15 protein-coding genes are annotated in these 18,427 nt (G+C 66.8%); 13 read left to right on the top strand and 2 right to left on the bottom strand.

The annotated features are described in order from the left end of the window. Positions 1-54 precede the first annotated feature (54 nt). From HD595_RS18510 to HD595_RS18495, 4 genes are read left to right on the top strand one after another with little or no spacing between them, the layout of a single operon-like run. Positions 55-981, top strand: a complete 927-nt coding sequence (locus tag HD595_RS18510; RefSeq protein ID WP_253770667.1) for a hypothetical protein — start codon at positions 55-57, stop codon at positions 979-981. Next, positions 965-3,001: a hypothetical protein gene (locus tag HD595_RS18505; RefSeq protein ID WP_253770665.1), complete on the top strand. Its 2,037-nt coding sequence runs from the start codon at positions 965-967 to the stop codon at positions 2,999-3,001. Before HD595_RS18510 ends, HD595_RS18505 begins: the two co-directional genes overlap by 17 nt. Further along, complete coding sequence (locus HD595_RS18500) at positions 2,998-4,122, top strand: hypothetical protein (protein ID WP_253770663.1); 1,125 nt, start codon at positions 2,998-3,000, stop codon at positions 4,120-4,122. Before HD595_RS18505 ends, HD595_RS18500 begins: the two co-directional genes overlap by 4 nt. After that, positions 4,115-5,449: a DUF4407 domain-containing protein gene (locus HD595_RS18495; protein WP_253770662.1), complete on the top strand. Its 1,335-nt coding sequence runs from the start codon at positions 4,115-4,117 to the stop codon at positions 5,447-5,449. Before HD595_RS18500 ends, HD595_RS18495 begins: the two co-directional genes overlap by 8 nt. 139 nt (positions 5,450-5,588) lie before the next feature. Here the strand turns inward: HD595_RS18495 and HD595_RS18490 are convergent, their stop codons facing one another. Further along, positions 5,589-7,670 (bottom strand): restriction endonuclease, encoded by a 2,082-nt coding sequence (locus HD595_RS18490; protein WP_253770660.1) that lies wholly within the window; start codon positions 7,668-7,670, stop codon positions 5,589-5,591. Between the two features lie 890 nt (positions 7,671-8,560). Between HD595_RS18490 and HD595_RS18485 the strand changes: the two genes are divergently transcribed. From HD595_RS18485 to HD595_RS18475, 3 genes are all read left to right on the top strand, one after another. Next, positions 8,561-8,995, top strand: coding sequence for a DUF5919 domain-containing protein (locus HD595_RS18485; RefSeq protein WP_253770657.1), 435 nt, complete (start codon positions 8,561-8,563; stop codon positions 8,993-8,995). Beyond that, complete coding sequence (locus HD595_RS18480; protein ID WP_253770655.1) at positions 8,992-9,792, top strand: inositol monophosphatase family protein; 801 nt, start codon at positions 8,992-8,994, stop codon at positions 9,790-9,792. Before HD595_RS18485 ends, HD595_RS18480 begins: the two co-directional genes overlap by 4 nt. 340 nt (positions 9,793-10,132) lie before the next feature. Continuing rightward, positions 10,133-10,813 carry a hypothetical protein gene (locus HD595_RS18475; RefSeq protein ID WP_253770653.1) on the top strand — a complete coding sequence of 227 codons (681 nt, stop codon included), beginning with the start codon at positions 10,133-10,135 and terminating at the stop codon, positions 10,811-10,813. An 88-nt stretch (positions 10,814-10,901) separates the two neighbouring features. On the opposite strand, the gene HD595_RS18470 is transcribed toward HD595_RS18475, so the two are convergent. After that, complete coding sequence (locus tag HD595_RS18470; RefSeq protein WP_253770651.1) at positions 10,902-11,159, bottom strand: hypothetical protein; 258 nt, start codon at positions 11,157-11,159, stop codon at positions 10,902-10,904. A 304-nt stretch (positions 11,160-11,463) separates the two neighbouring features. Between HD595_RS18470 and HD595_RS18465 the strand changes: the two genes are divergently transcribed. From HD595_RS18465 to HD595_RS18440, 6 genes are all read left to right on the top strand, one after another. Next, positions 11,464-14,046: a LuxR C-terminal-related transcriptional regulator gene (locus tag HD595_RS18465; RefSeq protein ID WP_253770649.1), complete on the top strand. Its 2,583-nt coding sequence runs from the start codon at positions 11,464-11,466 to the stop codon at positions 14,044-14,046. 257 nt (positions 14,047-14,303) lie between these two features. Then, the gene (locus HD595_RS18460) at positions 14,304-14,792 is read left to right on the top strand and encodes a general stress protein (protein ID WP_253770647.1); all 489 of its coding nucleotides are present in this window, start codon (positions 14,304-14,306) and stop codon (positions 14,790-14,792) included. Further along, a complete protein-coding gene (gene dnaK, locus HD595_RS18455) occupies positions 14,777-16,672 on the top strand; it encodes a molecular chaperone DnaK (protein WP_253770644.1) in 1,896 nt (631 codons plus the stop codon). Before HD595_RS18460 ends, dnaK begins: the two co-directional genes overlap by 16 nt. A 1-nt stretch (position 16,673) precedes the next feature. Continuing rightward, positions 16,674-17,183 carry a nucleotide exchange factor GrpE gene (locus HD595_RS18450; RefSeq protein ID WP_253770641.1) on the top strand — a complete coding sequence of 170 codons (510 nt, stop codon included), beginning with the start codon at positions 16,674-16,676 and terminating at the stop codon, positions 17,181-17,183. Then, positions 17,183-18,115, top strand: a complete 933-nt coding sequence (locus HD595_RS18445) for a DnaJ C-terminal domain-containing protein (RefSeq protein ID WP_253781226.1) — start codon at positions 17,183-17,185, stop codon at positions 18,113-18,115. Before HD595_RS18450 ends, HD595_RS18445 begins: the two co-directional genes overlap by 1 nt. Further along, a complete protein-coding gene (locus tag HD595_RS18440) occupies positions 18,112-18,405 on the top strand; it encodes a chaperone modulator CbpM (RefSeq protein ID WP_253770639.1) in 294 nt (97 codons plus the stop codon). The genes HD595_RS18445 and HD595_RS18440 overlap by 4 nt, the downstream gene beginning before the upstream one ends. Positions 18,406-18,427: the final 22 nt, after the last annotated feature.

Genomic DNA, 18,427 nt, shown 5'->3' with positions numbered 1-18,427 from the left:
CGGCGATCTCCCCATCACTCTGATCGATCTTCCTCGCAACCACAAGGTGACGTGATGCTTGACTCTGATTTCAGCCGCCGCTTGGTCATGGCGGTCGATGCGGAGGGATACGGCCGCGGCGACGACCTGCGGCACGACTCGATCCAGTCCGGTCTGGCCCAGGTCATGGACCGTAGCGCACGAGAGGCCGGCTTGTGCCGCGAGACCTGGGCCCGCCAGGAAGCCGGCGACGGCGAAGTCATCGTCTTTCCCGAAGGGGAGCCAGAGCTCCGAGTCATCGACGACCTCGTCCGTCGCCTTCGCAAGGCGCTCCACGACCACAATCGCGAGCGCCGGGACGACGCCCGCCTGCGCATTCGCATCTCGATCGGCCACGGGGTCGTGAAGCGGGGCGCCATGGGCTTCGTCGGACAAGTCGTGGTGACCACCTGTCGGCTGCTCGACGCGACGGCCGCTCGTACCGCCCTGAAGGTGAACCCCCGGGCCGATCTGGTGCTGATCCTCACCGATCGGCTCTACGAGGACGTCGTCCGGCAGCTCCACACCTCCTACCGGCCGGAGTCCTTCACCCGGCTGGAGGTACCGACCAAAGAGCGCACCGAGATCGCCTGGATGTGGATTCCCTCAGAAGACCTGGATCAGAAAGGACCTCTCGACATGGACAATCTGCCCGCGGTCGCCGACACCTTGTGGGCTTTGATCGCCGGTGGCGCCCTCGAGCGTCTCGGCGCCTACGGCACCGAGACCGGACTCGGCGGTGCCCGGAGACTGCTCGCGAAGATCAAGGAGTTCCGGTCCGAGCAGGGCCGGCCGGCCGACCCGGAGTCGCGCGACGACTTGCTGGAGTCCCTGGAGAAGCTGGTGCGCGTCGACCGCGCTGTGGAGCAGTTCGCGCAGCAGTTCAACGCCGAGCAGATGACCGTCAACCTGATCACCGCCCCCATTTCCGGCGAGGAGATCAACTTTGGCATCCGAAACTGACGCGCCGGTCGATGGTGTCCTGATCGGCGAGGAGGCCACGCCGATCGACCTGACCGAGCAAGCCGAGGTGGCGGACGCGAGCTTCGCGCAGGTCTCCCAGGTCCAGACCGTCATCAACCACATCCACGGCGATATCGGAGGAGCCTCCTTCGGCATCTCCGGTTCCCGCACCAAGTCCCGTCGCACGTCAGGACCCGTGTCCGGACACGAGATGGCGGAGGCCCGCACCCGCTACGAGCGTCACGAGAGTTACGAGGCCGCCGCCCAGCAGTTGGGCAGGTGCAACATGGTGGCCCTCATCGGCACCGCCGGCACCGGCCGCCGGACGGCGGCGCTCAACCTGCTTCACGACTTCGTCGGAGGACGGCGCGAGGTGGTGGTGGAACTGAGCCCGGCCTACACCTTGGAGAAGCTGGCCACCCGCGAATACCGGAAGGCGCACGGCTACCTGCTGTGCGACTGGCCCAAGGACGATGTCGACGGGAGTATCGCCGACTTTCATCTACGGGAGATCAGGCGCCGCGTGCGCGACGCCGGGGCATATCTGGTGATCACAGCGACGGCTACTTCGCTGCCCGCAGGAGACCAGATCCTCTGGCAGCCACCGCCGGCCCGAGACGTCCTGCTGGCCTATCAGGTGGCACCAGAGATCGCTGCGGAGGCGGCCGCTCACATCACCCCCGAACATGCCATGGCCGACGTGGTGGCACTGGCGCGTGACCTGGCCGCAGGGGCGCCCCTCGACCAGGCGCTCGGCAGGCTGGAGTCTGCCGGACGGCGTGACGTGGTCGCCTGGTTCGATGCCCCGCGTTCTCGCGGGGAGCTCTTCGAGATGGCCGCCATGGCGTTCACCGCTGGTCTCCCGGAGGCCAGTTTCGAGTCGCTCCTCGCCCGGTTGGAGTCCATCGCCGGTATCGGCATGGAAAAGGCGGATGCCGTCTCGGCGGATGATCCGATGCCGAGCCGCCGCCTGCTCCGAGTGGCAGAGGGTTCGCTTTTCAGCCTGTCACCGGGGCGCAGGTTGGAATTCAAGGTGGCAAGTCATCGAACCCATGTGATGCGGGAGCTGTACCAACGACATGGCATGCGGTTGTGGGAGCCGGTCATCGAATGGCTGCATGAGTGCGCCGCTCTACGCGACAACCCGAGCGCACAGGCCGAAGTCGCCAGAGGCGTGGCGATTCTGGCCTCGGTCTCGGACTACTCGTACGTCGATAGCACCTTTCTCACCCCCTGGGCCCGCGGGAACGGCGTCATGCGCAGCCAAGCCACCGCCGCGATGGCCGTCTCATGGCTGTGCCTGGACGAGACGACCCGTTCGGAGGTACTGCGTACGGTCAGCTCGTGGACGAGGGCATCGGCCGCGCGGCCCAAATTCACCGCCACCCTTGCCTGGTCCGGCGAGCTGGGCATCCGGTTCCCGCTGGAAGCGGTCCGGATGCTGTGGCTACAGATCAGAAACAGCGAGAAGCCTGTCCGGCATGCTGAGATCGCGCTGGCCCGTCTGTTCGCCGCGCTGACCGAGGCTACCGGCAACGCTCTTCCGATGCTCGACTGGGTGGCGCGGCAGATCAGCAATGACAAGCGAATCGGCCGTGCGATCGACCCGCTGATTCGAGCGATCCTGAGTGTCCTGTCTGCCCGCGCCGACGGCGTCGGCATTCCCACAGTCACCGCTCATCTGCGCACTCGCCCTGATTCTGCTGTCCCTCTCGCCAAGCTCTGGTCGGCGGTTCTGGTCAAGCGCCCTCACCGCAGGGATGCATTGGCCGCACTGTACGACGCGGTCTGCGCCTTCGATGAGCGCGACGATGACGACCGCGATCACGTTCGTGCCCTGTTCGCAGCACTAGTGGAGGCGCTCCCAGCGAAGGAAAGGCCTCTACTGGCTCATGATCTGCGGCGTTACGCCATCTCCCGCAACACCGACGAGAACCGGCTGGAAATTCTCCTGTCGCTCCTCCGGGTCTTCCTGAGCCCGGCCGTTCTGTCCCTCGACACCATCGGAAAGCATCCATGAGCTACCCCGTGATCAGCCAGATTCCCCTTGACCCTGTCGCCAAGCAGGGGTTCTTGAGCAAGCCCCGGCGCCTGATTTCCAGTCTCCCTCGCCAGCTTCCGCATCAGCGGTTGGTCTTCGAGTACGACGGCACGTTCGTGCTGGGCGACCGACGGCTGCGCGGCGACGAGCCGCACGTCCTGCACGCAGCGAGCGTAAGCGTCGTTGACGTGGCCAGGGATCACCCGACCACCATCCAGGTGCCGATCAACTCCTCCGGCGCCCATGACTTCACCGTCGCGATTCAGTTCCGCTGCACGGTCGACGAACCGATCGAGGTGGTACGCGCCGGCCTCACCGACGTCACCGAGCACCTGATCACCTATATTCAGGGCTATCCAAAGCTCTTCGAACTCGGCCGTAACAAGAGGTTGCACGAGGTCCACGAGTTGTGGACGCTCGTGCATGCCCAGGTGAAGGCTTACACAACCGTGGTGCCGTGTGTGCTGCCCGGCATGACGGCCGAGTTCGCCGGCCTCAACGTGTACGCCCCCGACGAGATCGCTCAGGGACGGCGACGCTACGAGACCAGCCTGCACAACATTCAGGGCGAACACGGTCTCCGCGACGTCAAGCGCAAGCTCGACCGTGACTTTGAACTCGATGAGCAGGATTTCCTGCACGCCAAGGGCCACAGTGCGAACGACTTCACCCGGCAGGAGGCGGCGCTATATCGTGATCACCAGATCACCGAAGCCACGAAGATCAGGGATCTTCTTAACAGCGGTCCCGGCGCCGCCGACGGCCTGTTCGTCACCGTTCGCGGCCTGAGTGATCAGCAGATCGCGGACCGTTACGCCGCCTTGGGCGACCGTGAATACAACGCCATCCAGCGCAGGGCCCAGCTCGAACACGACCTGCAAGTCGTTCAGGCCCGAGCACGGGCTGAGGTCGTTCGGACGGCGATCGCCCAAGGTCTGTTCAACGAAACAACCGGCAAGGAATTGCTCGCATCCTTCGACGAAGTCGAACCGGAAGCGGAGTCCGAGAGTCTCGAAGGACCCGCGTACGAGGCTCGCGCCGAGGTGACAGCAGGCGACGCCGACGACGACTTCTTCCCGGAGGAGGACGTCCGTGGTTGACATTCTCCACGGATCGAAGGTGTCTGAGCAGCACGGACGGCACCCCCGGCGCCGCCGAGGGAAGCTCACCCTCGGAATGCTCCTACGCCGGTTCACGGGAGTCGACGAGAAGATCCTGGCAAGTGTCCCGCAGGAACGCTCCCGCTACACCAGTCTCGGCGGACTCGTGATCAGCACCGCGCTCATTGCGGGCACCTCTATGCTGGGCGCGCTGACACTGCTGTCACAAGCGTCCCTGCTCTATCTGGTGCCGGCCGCGGTGCTGTGGGGGCTGATCATCGCCAATGTCGATCGATTTCTGATCACCAGTCTTCACGGTGACAACGATGGCTGGACCCGCTGGGGCAATGTGCTGGTCCGCCTCGCTCTCGCCGTCGTCATCGGGGTCTTCATCGCCGAACCGCTGACTCTGAAGATCTTTCAGGAGCGGCTCGATCGGCAGATCATGCTGGAACGCGACCAGGCGATCAGCCTGACGGAGAGCCGGTACAAGCAGTGCAACCCCCTGCAAGGGCCTGCTCCCGCGGGTGTCGACTGCACCGGTTTCCTTCTCGACGGCGGCGACGAGGCGCTCGCGGTCGAAGGCAACATGACGCAGAGGCAGGCCATCCTCAAGGCCGCAGAAGATCGCTTGGCGGCGGATATGAAAGAGCACGAAGACCTGGTGGGCCGCAGCAACCGGGAGTGCTTTGGCGTCAAGGTTCTCAACCAGACCACGGGCGTGACCGGCGACGGGCCCGAGTGCAGAGCGCGAAAGAGGGATCTTGCGACCTTTCTCGCCAACCATGACCTCCCGCGGCAGCAAGCAGAGGTAGGGAAGCTGCGGGCGGAGCTCGGCTCGCTCGCGGCCGATCGCGCCAGTGCCGAAAAGGAACGCGCGGCGGCACTCAGCAAAAAGATCACCAAGCGCGTTGAAGATAAAAAGCAGGCCTACACCGACATCGGGCTGCTTGACCGGTGGGAAGCCCTGGGCACCGTCGCAGGTCAGAGCGGCATGGTCAACTTCGCCCACTGGCTGCTGCGCATCATCTTCGTCCTGCTCGACTGCATGCCGATCATCTCCAAGATGCTGAACGGCAAGACCGAGTACGACCGCCTCCTCACTCAGGAGTTGCGCGCGGGCTCGGCCTGTCACGAAGCCGAACTGAACTTCACCACCCGGCAGACCACCGGCGAGTACGAAATCAGACTGCGGGAGGAGGAGCGCCGTCTCAAAGCCGAACGCAGCCGGATCGACCGAGATCAGCGCGTTGACGAGGCTTCCCGGGACGACGAGATCGATCGCCTCGCCCGCACCTTCATGGCCTCGATGCCCAAGCAGCGATAACGACCGGCACCTCTGCGGGCGCTCTCTACAGCCGTACCACCCACGCCCGATATGCTGCCGTCTCTGCGCAGTCCAATGCCTCGCGTCTGCGGACGCAGAACTTCCCTCGTCGTACGCCGTCAGTGGCCGCGGATCGCCGTCATACTCCAGGGTCTGTCGCCTCTGACAGGTCATCGGCGATGACGGCGCCCTCCGCTGCCGCGCCAGGGTCGGTCCCGGTTGCGGCGATCGTGGCGATCCGGCGCGCGGCGTCATCCTGAACCAGTCTGCATATCGTGAGCATCGAGCTCAGGCCGGTGCGCAAGTCGTCCTTGACCACGTCGAGAGGAACATCCCGACGTAGCCAGCCGACCTCACGCACTTGCTGAAAGTCAACGGGCTCCTGTGGGCGGTGCTCGTACGGCCCTGTGACCTCGCCGATGGCGATGTGGCCGGGGTGTGACTTGAGCGGCATGACCACGAGGTCTCCCCGTTGGATCTCGGTGGTGAATCTCCAGAGCTGGCCTCTCCAGTTGGCGATGGTGTTGGGACTGGCCGTCGGGAAAGCACTGCGTAGAGCCTCGGCAAGTTCGTCCCGAGTCGTATAGCAGCTGAGATCCCCCACCTCATGCCAACCGACGACGATCAGTCCCTCATCCAACGCTCGCGGCTCGCGCTCCCCCTCCCGGCCACCGCGTACCATCCATGCTCGAGGTGTGGCGCTGGCGGCCAGCAGGTCGTTCAGCGCCCGAAGGATGATCTGCGAGGCGTCCGGCAATGCCAGGGCAGCTGGGGTGGATGAGGGCCTCTTGGCGTAGTTGGTGATAGCGAGTCGTGCCGGCAGGTCGGTCCATCCGGGGAGTACAGAAAGGGCATGAGCAAATCGCTCCAGGCGATCCGCCGGCACGCCCCTGTTGCGCATCCATTCGAAATTGATCGACAGCACTGACTTGCTCTCGCCGGTGTAGATGCTCCACATCGCTGCCTCGTCCTGGCCAGTACTGAACCAGGCGGTGACTGAGGGATGGACGCCATCCCCGAAGATGTAGCCGCGGAAGGCGGGGTGGCTCTCCGCGTGCCGGTACACGGCGAGAAGTGTGTCGGCCACGTCAGGAGGACAGTACTCGTCAAGGGCGTGAAGAAGGCTCTCCTCGGTCCACTTCGACAGACCCCGAATCACGCCCCTTCGCTTGGCATCGATCTGAGCCGGAGTAGCTCCGAGGGAGCCGACTTCCTCTGGGGGAACACTGTGATCCGTGGCTGGCGGCAGGTCACCGAGCGACTGGAGTATTGCGATAGCGACCGACTCCAGTACGTCGATGGTCTGCTCAACCTCCCCGGCGGTGATCCTTTTCTTGCGGCGGAAGCTGTCCGGGTCATGGTCGGCAGTGTGCGCGATGTTGTTGCGGCGCCTGGCGATCCCGGTGAGCTGTGTGCGGATCTCATCGGCCGTAATCGGCTTGCTCGGGTCCTGGTCGGTCAGCCTGTCGGCGACGACTTTCCACAGCTTGACCTTGCTGACGTGAGAGAAGCCCTCCGCGATCTTGTCCGGGTGCTGGAAGGTCTTGAACTCGAAGAACCGTTCCATCGCGGCACGGAATGCGTCTTCCAACGGCTCGGCGTTACGGTGAACTTTCTCCACCAACTCGACCGGCATGGACAACTTGCTGAAATTGCTCGGCCGCGGAGCCCCTGGCCTCTGGGCCAGGGCCACTGCCCGATCGATGATTTCTTGCGTGACCCAGTGGTCAAGGGCTGCAACCGCTTGAGTCCACGCCGCTCGGTAGAGATCAGTGACGTCGAAAGCACCGACGCCCAGCCTCTCCAGGTTGCGACCGCCGCGCACGAGCTGCCGCGCATAGCCGAGGTTACGTTGATATTGCTCGAAGGCCCCCGGAAAATCACCTGCACGGAACAGCCGTCGTTCACGGTACTGGCGTTGCAACTCCCGATATATGGCTACGTCCGGGAAGTCCTCCAGCGTCTTGATCCCGACAGCGGTGATCGACCAACCGTTCCTCTTGGCCATCCATCCCAGGGACGCCGCCTCACCAGTCCGGAAGATCACTTGAGACCACCAGCGAGTCTCGCCATGTGCGTCAGGAATCCGCAGGTCGCGAGGGATTTCAACGTGTTTGGCGACCGCCTCTCGCACGTCGCCGGGCGCCATCGGAGCCCCGGCCTCACGGAGCACCTCCAACGTGACGCGAAGGATCGGCATAATCTGCTCGGCGAAGGACATACAGCAGGGCCTTCCATGTCCAGTTTCCAGCCTCGGCTGACAGCAGCGGGGACGCGAACACTCCCCAGAACACAGAATCTCCTGACAGAGTACGGCCAGCGCGCATCACGGACAGCCAGTAATAGCGAGCAACCTGCTTGATATCTCTAGGGAACCGTCACATACGCCGACCCCGCGCGGCCCACCAAGCGTCCGCTCCTCGCTCAGGTCCTGCTCCGCCTGAACTCGCGTCTGGAATGACCTCAAGCTCTGACGCTATCCGGAGTGTTGTGCACCTGATTATTCGCCAAATCGGGCACAAGTAGCAGTGCTCAGACCGCGCGAATGTGATGTATCAGGACAGGAATAGCGCTTGGCCATGTGCGGCCGGTGACAGTCGCCCCTCGGACACAGACCCGTACCCCATATGGTCCTGGTCGCTGGAGACGGCGACCAGGACTTTGTGTTGTGAGGGGTGGTGGACCAGCTCCAGGCAGAGATTGGCGTAGATCTTGGCTTTCCGGGTCGGGTCGGCTCTCCCCAGGACCTCCACGAGGCTCCCCAGACCGCGCAGGGACGCGGCCAGGCTGTCGCGGTCCAAGAGACGGGGCCGGGCCCCGGGGAGCCGCGTGAGCCTGTGTTGCAGCTCAGTCTTTCGACCTTGCTCCTCCCTCATCCAGCTCGCGATGAGCACCGGGTCGGCGCGGGCCCCCAGAGCCGCGCGGTGGCGAGCCGGCTTCCGATCGCATTCGGCCATCTGCCGCTTGATGGCCTCAGTCTCATGCAGCTCCGTGGATGGCGCTTCGTGCGCTGCCACCAGGAGATCCAAGGTGCGGTCCATGTTCGACGGAGTGAACAGACGTCCCAGCCAGTGATCGAGTCTGTAGGCCAAGGAGATCAGCGCCGCAGGCTTGTCCCTCAACGTCGTCTGCCAGAGCTACCCGGACCACCGCTCAAGCGCCTGCTGGAGACAGGTACGCGGATCCGCTGCCTCTTCCTCGACCCGGACGGGCAGGCCATCCGCGCCCGCGAAGCCCGACGAAGGCCACGCCGACGGGACACTGACGATGTTGACCACCCTCGACATCACCACGCTGACCAGGCTGCGCGACCGCCTCGACCCCGAAGCGACCAAGCGCCTCGAACTACGCGTCTACGACGAGACCATCCGCTTCAACATCCTGATCGTGGACCGCGGACTCTGCATCGTCCAGCCCTACCTGCCACAGGCCCGCGGAGTCGACTCCCCTACGCTGGTGATCGCGGACAACACCGCCGCAGACGGCCTCTTCCCCGTCTTCGACCAGGTCTTCACCGACATGTGGGAGCGGAGCACACTCAGATGAGCATCGACGCCCGCTCTCTACTGTCCATCGCGGAGCAGGCCGTCACCATCGCCGCCGACATCATCCGCACCAAGGCTCCCGGCGTGGTGACCGCGAAGGGCGACCGGGACATGGCTACGGAGGTGGACTACGCCGTCGAGGACTCGGTCCGGGACTTCCTGACCCGCGAGACTCCCGAGATCGGATTCCTCGGCGAGGAGGAAGGACTCAGCCACGCCGGCAAGGGCCTGCTCTGGGCCCTGGATCCCGTCGACGGCACGGTGAACTTCCTGCACGGCCTCCCCCTGTGCGCCGTCTCCCTGGGCCTGATCCAGGACAACACTTCCGTCCTGGGCGTCATCGACCTCCCGTTCCTGGGCACGTGCTACACAGCAGCCGAAGGAGCAGGCGCCCACGCCAACGGCACGCCGATCCATGTCAGCGACACCCGCGACCTGGACGCCGCCATCGTGGCCATCGGCGACTACGCCGTCGGCACCAACGCCGAAGAACGCAACCGCCCGCGTCTCGCCCTCACCCACGAACTCGCCGCCCGGGTACAACGCATCCGCATGTTCGGCTCAGCCGCCATCGACCTGGCATGGGTCGCCCACGGCAAGACCGACGCCCTCATCATGCTCAGCAACAACCCCTGGGACACCGCCGCAGGCATCATCATCGCCCGCCAAGCCGGAGCCGCAGTCCTCGACCTCGACGGCAGCCCCCACACCACAACGTCCAGAGCCACCATCGCAGCCGGTCCGGCACTCGTTGCCGACCTCTTCACGCTCATCGGTCAGGTACCGGAGTCGGCCTAGCACTGCGCAAGCATTGCCGAATTACCCTCTTAAGGATCAAGCGGCGGCGCGGCGCGCCGCCGTACCCCCGGCCCTCCGCCCGCCAGCCTCGCCGTACTTGCCGAACGCTCCGGCCGGGGTTGCCGCGCCACCGCACAGATGCAGCCCAACGATCGCCACGGCATGGCTGGTCGCCGGACATGGTTGGGGGCGATCGAAGGTTCAGGGCCTTTGCAACATGAAGTAGGGCCTGTTCTGAGTTCGGATCATGCGTTTACGGATCCGCCTGCGTGGTGCTCGCCGGTCCCAGTAGGGCACAAAGTTGATCGAACCTGGACGAAGCCTGTCACGTCCTACCGATATGGATCGCCTCAAACGGCTCAGACCGGCGGCAGCAGCCCTCCTTCTGCTGATCGCTTTCGGTTGCAGCCCGGCCTTCGCCCTTCGCTATCCCTCGAACGCCGCGTCCTCTGCCGAGGAGATCGCTGAGCGCCTGCGGGCCAACTTCGACGAGGCATACAGGAGAGATCCATCTCTCGAACTGCTGGCGCCGTGCCGTACAGAAACCGGAACGGAGGCGCGGCTCCCGCCGCAGGGTGTCCCCGCGTACGCGGCCGAGCTGCGGGTGGCTGAGCTCCCGGGGCGGCTGTCCGCCAGGTTCTGGGTGACGTCGCCCGCGAAGGCGAGCGTCCTGCTGGACGCCTCGATGCGGGCAGCCGACCAGTGCACGCGACAACCGGAGGGCGTTGTGACGGGCTTCGGGGATCTCGACGAGACGGGCAGCACGCTCCTCGATTTCGCGGCGCCCGGATGGCGCGCGGTTCAGGTACTGGTCACCGAGCCGGGCAGCTCGGACGCCGGCGATGTGGGGACGACGGCGACGGTGGTCGCGGTTCGCGGCACGCTGTTGGCTGAGGTGCAGTGGTACTGGTCGATCAAGCAGGGCACCAGGTCTGACCCGCATTGGGTGGGCCAAGGCAATCAGGCAGCGAGGTCCGTGCTCGCCGCGATAGGCGGTGTCCCGACGCGCCCCGCCCCCTGATCCTCGCTGGATCCGAATCCTTCGACCCCTCTGAAGATCTGCAGTCCGTACAGGCCCTGGACCGGTGGCTCGTCCAGCGCGTCGCCGATCATGCGCCTCGCCACGATCCGCGGGCGCGTCGGCGCACCAGGACGATCAGCCCCATCTGGATAGCAAGGAGCACCAGCGCGATCAGTCCCGATGTTGCGGTCATCTCTTCCTCTGACAGCCCGCCGGCACATTCCGTAATGTTGCCGCCCTCGTATAAAAGGGTGCAGCCGTGCCCGAGGATCACAGCAGCGATGAACCAGTTGGTAAGCAGAAGGGGGACCGTGCCTAGGACAAGGAGTAGGGGGATGTGGTTCATCCTCCCACCCGCCGGGTCAGCCTTCGCCGGAACAGGTTCGAGACGCCCGCCCATATCGGAATCACGACTCACTCCGAACACATAAGCAGAGGCAGGCGATCATGACAAAGTGGGCACCGCAACAGTCACGCGCTGTAAAACCGTCGGCTCTTCCTGATCGAGCTCAAGCCATCGTTGTCCCTGCTCAAGAAGCCGTAGCTTCGCGTTCTCTCGCGGTACTACAACGGACCGAGCACAAAAGATCTCCACAGGCAGGGGATTCGCCGCTCCGGCGCTGGATAGCGCTCGGTTTGGAGGGAACGAGATGCGGGGTCGCGAACGGGAATGGCGCCAGGTCGAGGGGCTGCTTCGCACGCTGCGACAAGGCGGGACCGGCACGCTACTCGTAGACGGTGAACCCGGGGTGGGCAAGAGCAGGCTGCTGGACGAAGCCGCCGATGTCGCCGCCCATCACGGCGTCGGCCTGATCCGCGGCGGCGTGGAGGAACTGGGCGAACTCGTTTCGTGCGGCTTCCTGCTGGAGTCCCTCGGCCTCCCGTTCGAGGCACAGTCCGCCGGCTCACCGACGCACCTGCTGGACCGACTGACGAAGGCCTTCCAAGAGCGGGCCGGAGCGCCGGTGCTGGCCGTCTTGGACGACCTGCACCGGGCCGAACCGGCGACGCTGAAGATTGTCCGTGTCCTGCACGACCGGCTGACGGCCCGGCCCGTCGGCTGGTTGCTGAGCGGCTCGACCGCCGAGAACGACGGCCGGGCCGCCTCCCTGTTCGGCCTCCTGGAGCGGAACGGCGCCGCGCGGGTGACGCTCGCGCCGCTCTCGCCGGAAGCCGTCGCGGAGCTGGCAACGGACATGCTCGGGAGGCCTCCCGATCCGACGACGAGTGTGCTGATGGCCGGTGCCGGGGGCAATCCTCTGCTGATCATTGAATTGCTCACCGGCCTGCGCGACGAAGGCCGGCTCGACGCGCCCCCTGGTGCCATGTCACATACCCAATTGCCTGTCCGGCTGCGAAGGGTGGTGCGACGCTGGACCAACGCCCTGAGCGGGGAGGCCCGTAGCCTGGTGGAGACCGCCGCCGTGCTCGGCGGGCCGCTGCCGATCGAGCAGGCCGCGTCGCTGCTCGGCACCACGCCGGCCGGGTTGCTCTCCGCCATCGAGGAAGCCATGGCGGCGGGCATTCTCGACGTCACCGGGCGTGGGCTCGCCTTCCGTTACGAGCTGGTCGGGACCGTCACCGCCACATCGGTTCCTCCGCCAGTACGCGATGCGCTGCTGAGCCAGCTCGGCGCTCTCACAGACCTGGAACCGGCGGGCGGCGTTTTCACCGCTTCGGCCGCTGCCGTCCACGTGGCGGTCACCGGTGGCCGCCTGGAGGAGGCCGAGAGCATGGTCCAGGAACGTCTCGCCGACAATCGCTCCGCACAGAGCGTGGCGGAACTACGATGCCTGCTGTCGGACATCATGTACCGGACCGGCAGGGACGACGAGGCGATCCACGAGGCCGACCGTGTGCTGGCCCTCCCGGCCCGCTGGCATCACGTGCGCGACCGCGCGGTCGTGGTGAGGCTGTATGCCATGACCCGCCGGCATGACGACTACGTAGGTGCATACGCGGATGACATCATCGAGGGCGAATCCGGGCACGGTCCAACAGTCACGGTCGCCGCGCTGACCGCCCTCGCCACGATCGAGCGGGACGAGGGCAGGCTCTCCAACGCCTTTGCGCTGGCCGAGGACGCCTGGCGGCTGGCCAGCAGGGACCCGCCGGACGAACGCCGCTACGAATCCTGTCTCACCATCGCGGCGCTGCTCATCGATGTGCGCCGCCTCGACGAGGCGCGGGCAGTGCTCCAGCAGGCACGCACGGACATGCTCGCTCATGGCCATCTGGCCTGGGCGGCGGACGTCGCGGCATTGGAGGCTCGCGCCGAGTTCGCCGCAGGCCGGTTCGACGATGCCGTCACCGCAGGGAAAAGGGCTCTGAGCCTCGCCGCCGTTCACCACATGCCGCTGGCCGCCGAGGTGGCCAGCGGCGTACTCGCCGCCGTCGCTCTCCGGCGGGGCGACCTGCGAGAAGCAATGCGACGTCTCGCGGCCCCCGCCGAGGGACCGAGCGAGGCACACTCGCGGCACACCCTGCTGGCAGCCCAGGTCACCGAGGCGTGCGACGGTCCCCGGAGCGCGATGACCTTGCTCACGGCTCTCTCCGGCCCGCTCCAGCAGCTGTCCTCGCTGCTCGCCATGGATTCGACGGTGAGCGCGTGGATGGTCCGGGTCGCCATGGGCGCGGGAGACCGTTCAACGGCCGAGTCCATCGTCACCACGGCGGAGGCCCTCAGTCACGCCAGCCTGGGCCTTCCGATGCTGGCCGCGTCCGCCGCGCACGCCCGGGGCCTGCTCGATGGCGATCGCGAGGCTCTCTCCCTCGCTGCCGAGCAGATCGAGGACAAATGGGCGCAGGCCTCGGCCGTGGAGGATCTCGGCATGGTGCTGAAGGCTCTCGGGGAGCGGCAGGAGGCGGTCACCGGTTTGGACCGGGCCTTGGCGATCTACGATGACATCGGATCCACCAGGGACGCGGCACGCGTCCGCCGGAGATTGCGCGACTTGGGTGTGCGCCGCCACCACTGGCACCACACTCAGCGGCCCGCCTCCGGCTGGGGCAGCCTCACGGAAACCGAGCATGCCGTCGCGCTGCTCGCCGTCGACGGATGGACCAACCGGCAGATCGCCGAGCAGATGTTCCTCAGCGTCCATACGGTCGCGTTCCATCTGCGGCATGTCTACCGCAAGCTGAGCGTCGGCTCCCGCGTCGAGCTCACCCGCCTCGCGGTGGCGCAGGAACGTGTCGGCCCCGACCGGTCGCACGACGAGAGGCAAAGCTGAGGCGCCGAAACTACCCGTGTGGGGGATGTGACCGCCCTGCGCGCCGACAAGGGTCAGAACAGTAAGTACTGAACCCGAACCCCCATCCCAGTAGGTGGACCGATGGCATTGCCGGCAATACGCCGCAGGGGCGGCGAGTCATGCCCTGATGCGCGAGTTCGAGGACGTCTACGGCCGGCTCGGGCAGCTGATGAACGCCGAACGGGTCGAGCCCCGGCACATCGAGGTGACCGCCTGAGGCGGGGAGATGAGGAGCCATGACCGTCGCGCCGACCGGTTCCGTCACCGCCGGCAAGGAACGGCTCGCCAGTTACCACACGTACCAAGAGGCGCAGAAGACCGTCGACTATCTGTCGGATCACGGGTTCCCCGTACACGGGACGCTGATCGTGGGCGTGGGCCTGCGCTCGGTGGAGCAAGTCCTCGCGCGCATGACGTATCTCCGCGCGGCCGGCCGGGGCGCGCTGAGCGGGGGCTGGTTCGGCCTGCTCGTCGGCCTGTTCTTCGGGATCTTCTCGAACATGGCCGGGTCCCTGGTCGCGCTGGTCCTGTGGGGGCTGCTGTGGGGCGCGGTCGCCGGGGCGATCTTCGGCGTGATCGCGCACGCGGCGCACGGCGGACGGCGGGACTTCGTCTCCGAGACCGGCCTGGTGGCCGACAAGTACGAGGTCCTCGTCGACTCCGAGCACGCGGCCAGGGCCCATGAGCTCATGGGAAAGGTGAACGAGCAATGGCGAAAGCAGTAGGCATCGACCTCGGGACCACGAACTCGGTGATCGCCGCTACCGAGGACGGTCACCCCACCGTGCTCCCCAACGCGGAAGGGTCACGCACGACCCCGTCCGTGGTGGCCTTCACCCCCGAGGGTGAACGCCTGGTGGGCCAGCTCGCGCGGCGCCAGGCCATCCTGAACCCGAAGGGAACGATCTACTCGTCCAAACGGTTCATCGGCCGTCGCTACAACGAGGTCGAGAGCGAGATCCACGCTGTCTCGTTCGACGTCGTCGAAGGGCCGCAGGGAGACGTCCGCTTCCAGGTCGGCGAGAAGCAGTACGCGCCGGAGGAGGTCTCGGCGCTCATCCTGCGCAAGCTGGCCGCTGACGCGGCGAAGTATCTCGGCGAGAAAGTGACCGAGGCGGTCATCACCGTACCGGCGTACTTCAACGACGCCCAACGCCAGGCCACCAAGGACGCGGGGCGCATCGCCGGCCTCGAGGTCCTGCGCATCATCAACGAGCCGACCGCCGCCGCCCTGGCGTACGGGCTGGACAAGAAGTCCAACGAGACCGTGCTGGTCTTCGACCTGGGCGGCGGTACGTTCGACGTCAGCATCCTGGACATCGGCGAGGGGGTCGTCGAGGTCCGCGCCACCTCCGGCGACGGGCATCTCGGCGGCGACGACTTCGACCGCAGGATCGTCGATCATCTGGCCGACGAGTTCCAGCGAGACCAGGGCATCGACCTGCGCAAGGACCCGCAGGCGCTGCAGCGCCTCTTCGAGGCGGCCGAGAAGGCCAAGGTCGAGCTGTCGTCGGTGACCCAGACCACGGTCAGCCTGCCGTTCATCACGGCGGACGCCTCCGGACCCAAGCACCTCAACACCACGCTCATGCGGTCCACCTTCGAGCAGATCACCGCCGACCTCGTCGAACGCTGCATCCATCCGGTCGAGCAGGCGATGGAGGACGCCAAGCTCAGGCCCGCGGACATCGACGAGGTCATCCTCGTCGGCGGATCCACGCGGATCCCCGCCGTCCAGAACCTGGTCCGCAGGCTCACCGGGGGCAAGGACCCCAACATGACGGTGAATCCGGACGAGGTGGTCGCCATCGGAGCGGCGATCCAGGCGAGCATCATCAAGGGCGAGGTGCAGGACGTCGTGCTGCTCGACGTCACGCCGCTCTCCCTCGGTGTCGAGACCCTCGGCGGGCTCATGACCAAGGTCATCGAGCGCAACACCACCATCCCGGCCCGCCGGACCGAGACGTTCTCCACGGCGGAGGACAACCAGAGCGCCGTGGACATCGTGATTCTGCAGGGTGAGCGGGAGCGCGCCGCCGACAACCGGGTGCTCGGGCGTTTCCGGCTGGAGAACATCCGGCCCGCGCCCCGAGGGGTGCCGCAGATCGAGGTGACCTTCGACATCGACGCCAACGGCATTCTCAACGTTTCCGCCCGGGACGAGGACACCGGGGCCGAGCAGCGGATCACCATCAGTGAGAGCTCCAACCTCGACAAGTCGGAGATCGAGCGGATGGTCGCGGACGCCGAGCAGCACCGTGCCGAGGACACCCGGCTCCGGGAGACCATCGACGCGCGGAACGAGCTGGACTCGGTCGCCTACCAGGTGGAGCGCCGGCTACAGGAGCTCGGGGACGCCGTACCCGTGCACGAGAAGGCACGTGCGGAGCAGCTCGTCGAGGAGGCCCGCCAGGCGATCAAGGAAGAGGTGCCGATCGACCGGCTCCGGGCGCTCAGCGCCGAGCTCCAGCAGGTGTACCAGGGACTCGGCGCCAGTGTCCGGCCGGATACGCCTGAGGTGCCGCCTGATGTCCGGGCGGAAGGCGCCCCGGGCGCCGACGACGACGTGATCGACGCGGAGTTCACCACCTCGGAGCCCGATTGACATGCACGAGAACGTACCCGAGGGCCGGAAGGAGCCCCCTGAGGAGGCCGCCGCCGCGTCCGCGGAGACGGACGCCAAACTCGCGGAGCTGGAGGACCGATGGCTGCGCGCCGTCGCCGACCTGGACAACCTCCGCAGGCGGATCACCCGCGACAACGAGCGGCTGCGGGCCGAGGAACGCGCCAGGGTCGCCGCCGCGTGGCTGCCCGTCCTGGACAATCTCGAGCTCGCGCTGAGCCATGCGGGCGACGGCGACGGCGACGCGAAGGCGGTGCTCGACGGCGTGCGAGCGGTGCGCGACCAGGCCGTCTCCGTCCTGTCCAGCCTGGGCTACCCGCGATACGACGAGACGGGCGTGATGTTCGATCCGGCGCGCCACGAGGCGGTGGCAGCCGTCGAACGGACTGATGCCGAGCCCGGCACCGTCGTGGAGGTGCTGCGGCCCGGCTATGGCGAGGGCGAGCGGCAGCTTCGGCCCGCAAGAGTCGCCGTCGCGAAGAAGGCGGAGTGATGGTCGCACGGCGGGACTTCTACGAGGTACTCGGCGTGGACAGGAACGCCGACGCCGACGAGATCCAGCGCGCCTACCGCAAGCTCGTGCGCACCTACCACCCGGACGTCAACAAAGATCCGGGGGCGGAGGACAGGTTCAAAGAGATCTCGGAGGCCTACGCTGTGCTTTCCGACCCGGAGCAGCGTCGCCGCTACGACGCCTTCGGCCACGACTTCCGCCAGGTGCCGCCCGACGTGGACCCCGCGGACTACGCTCGCGCCCGCGCGGGCACGCGCGCCGGATCGGGCGGCACATGGCGGTCGGCGCCTGACGAGGGCGTTGATTTCGGCGCCGACCTTGACCTGGACGACCTGCTCAGCGGCATGTTCGGCGGCCGTGGCAGGCGACGCTGGGGCCCTGTGCCGGGTGCGGACCAGGAGGCGCGGCTCACGCTGACCGTCGAGGAGGCCTACCGCGGTGGCCGTCGCGGAATCACCCTGCCCGGTGGCAGGCGGCTGGACGTCACGATCCCGCCCGGGGTCACGAACGGGCAGCGCATCAGGCTCGCCGGGCAGGGCGGGCGAGGAAGCGATGGAGCGCCGGCAGGCGATCTGCACCTGATCGTGCAGATCGCCGACCATCCCCGGTATCGCGTGGAGGGCCGCGACATCCACACCACCCTGCCGCTCACTCCCTGGGAGGCGGCCCTGGGCGCCACGGTGCCCATCGACACGCCAGGCGGCGAGGCGAAGCTGAGAGTGCCGCCGGGCACGTCCAGCGGCCGTCGCCTGCGCTTGCGAGGGCGCGGCATGCGCCCCCCGAGCGGCCCCGCGGGTGACTTCTTCGCCGAAGTCCGGATCATGGTCCCGGCCACGCTCACCGACACGGAGCGACGCCTGTTCGAACAGCTCGCCGCCGCATCGCGGTTCGACCCGAGGAGGCGCTCGTGATCTACGCACTGGTACGCCCCGCCCGGCTCGACCTCGATTCCTACGCGCGGGCCACGGGGCTGCACCCGGAGGTCGTCCGTCGGTTGGTGACCCTCGGACTGCTGGAGCCCGACAGGGACGCCAGAGGGGAGCTGTGTTTCGCCCCCTCCAAGGTCACGGCGGCCGCCCGCATTCAGCGGCTGCACGAGGGCCTGTCCATCAACTACGCGGCGATCGGTGTGGTGATCGACCTCCTCGATCGGATCGCGGAGCTCGAGGCCGCCCTGCGCGGCCCTTCGCCACGACGCTAGGGAGACTCGGAGTGGACCCGAA

Origin of the sequence: Nonomuraea roseoviolacea subsp. carminata (assembly GCF_024172185.1) — a bacterium.
GTDB classification, from domain to species: Bacteria; Actinomycetota; Actinomycetes; order Streptosporangiales; family Streptosporangiaceae; genus Nonomuraea; species Nonomuraea roseoviolacea.
The sequence above is the reverse complement of the archived record's forward strand: the minus strand, read 5'-3'. Positions and strand labels throughout refer to the sequence as shown.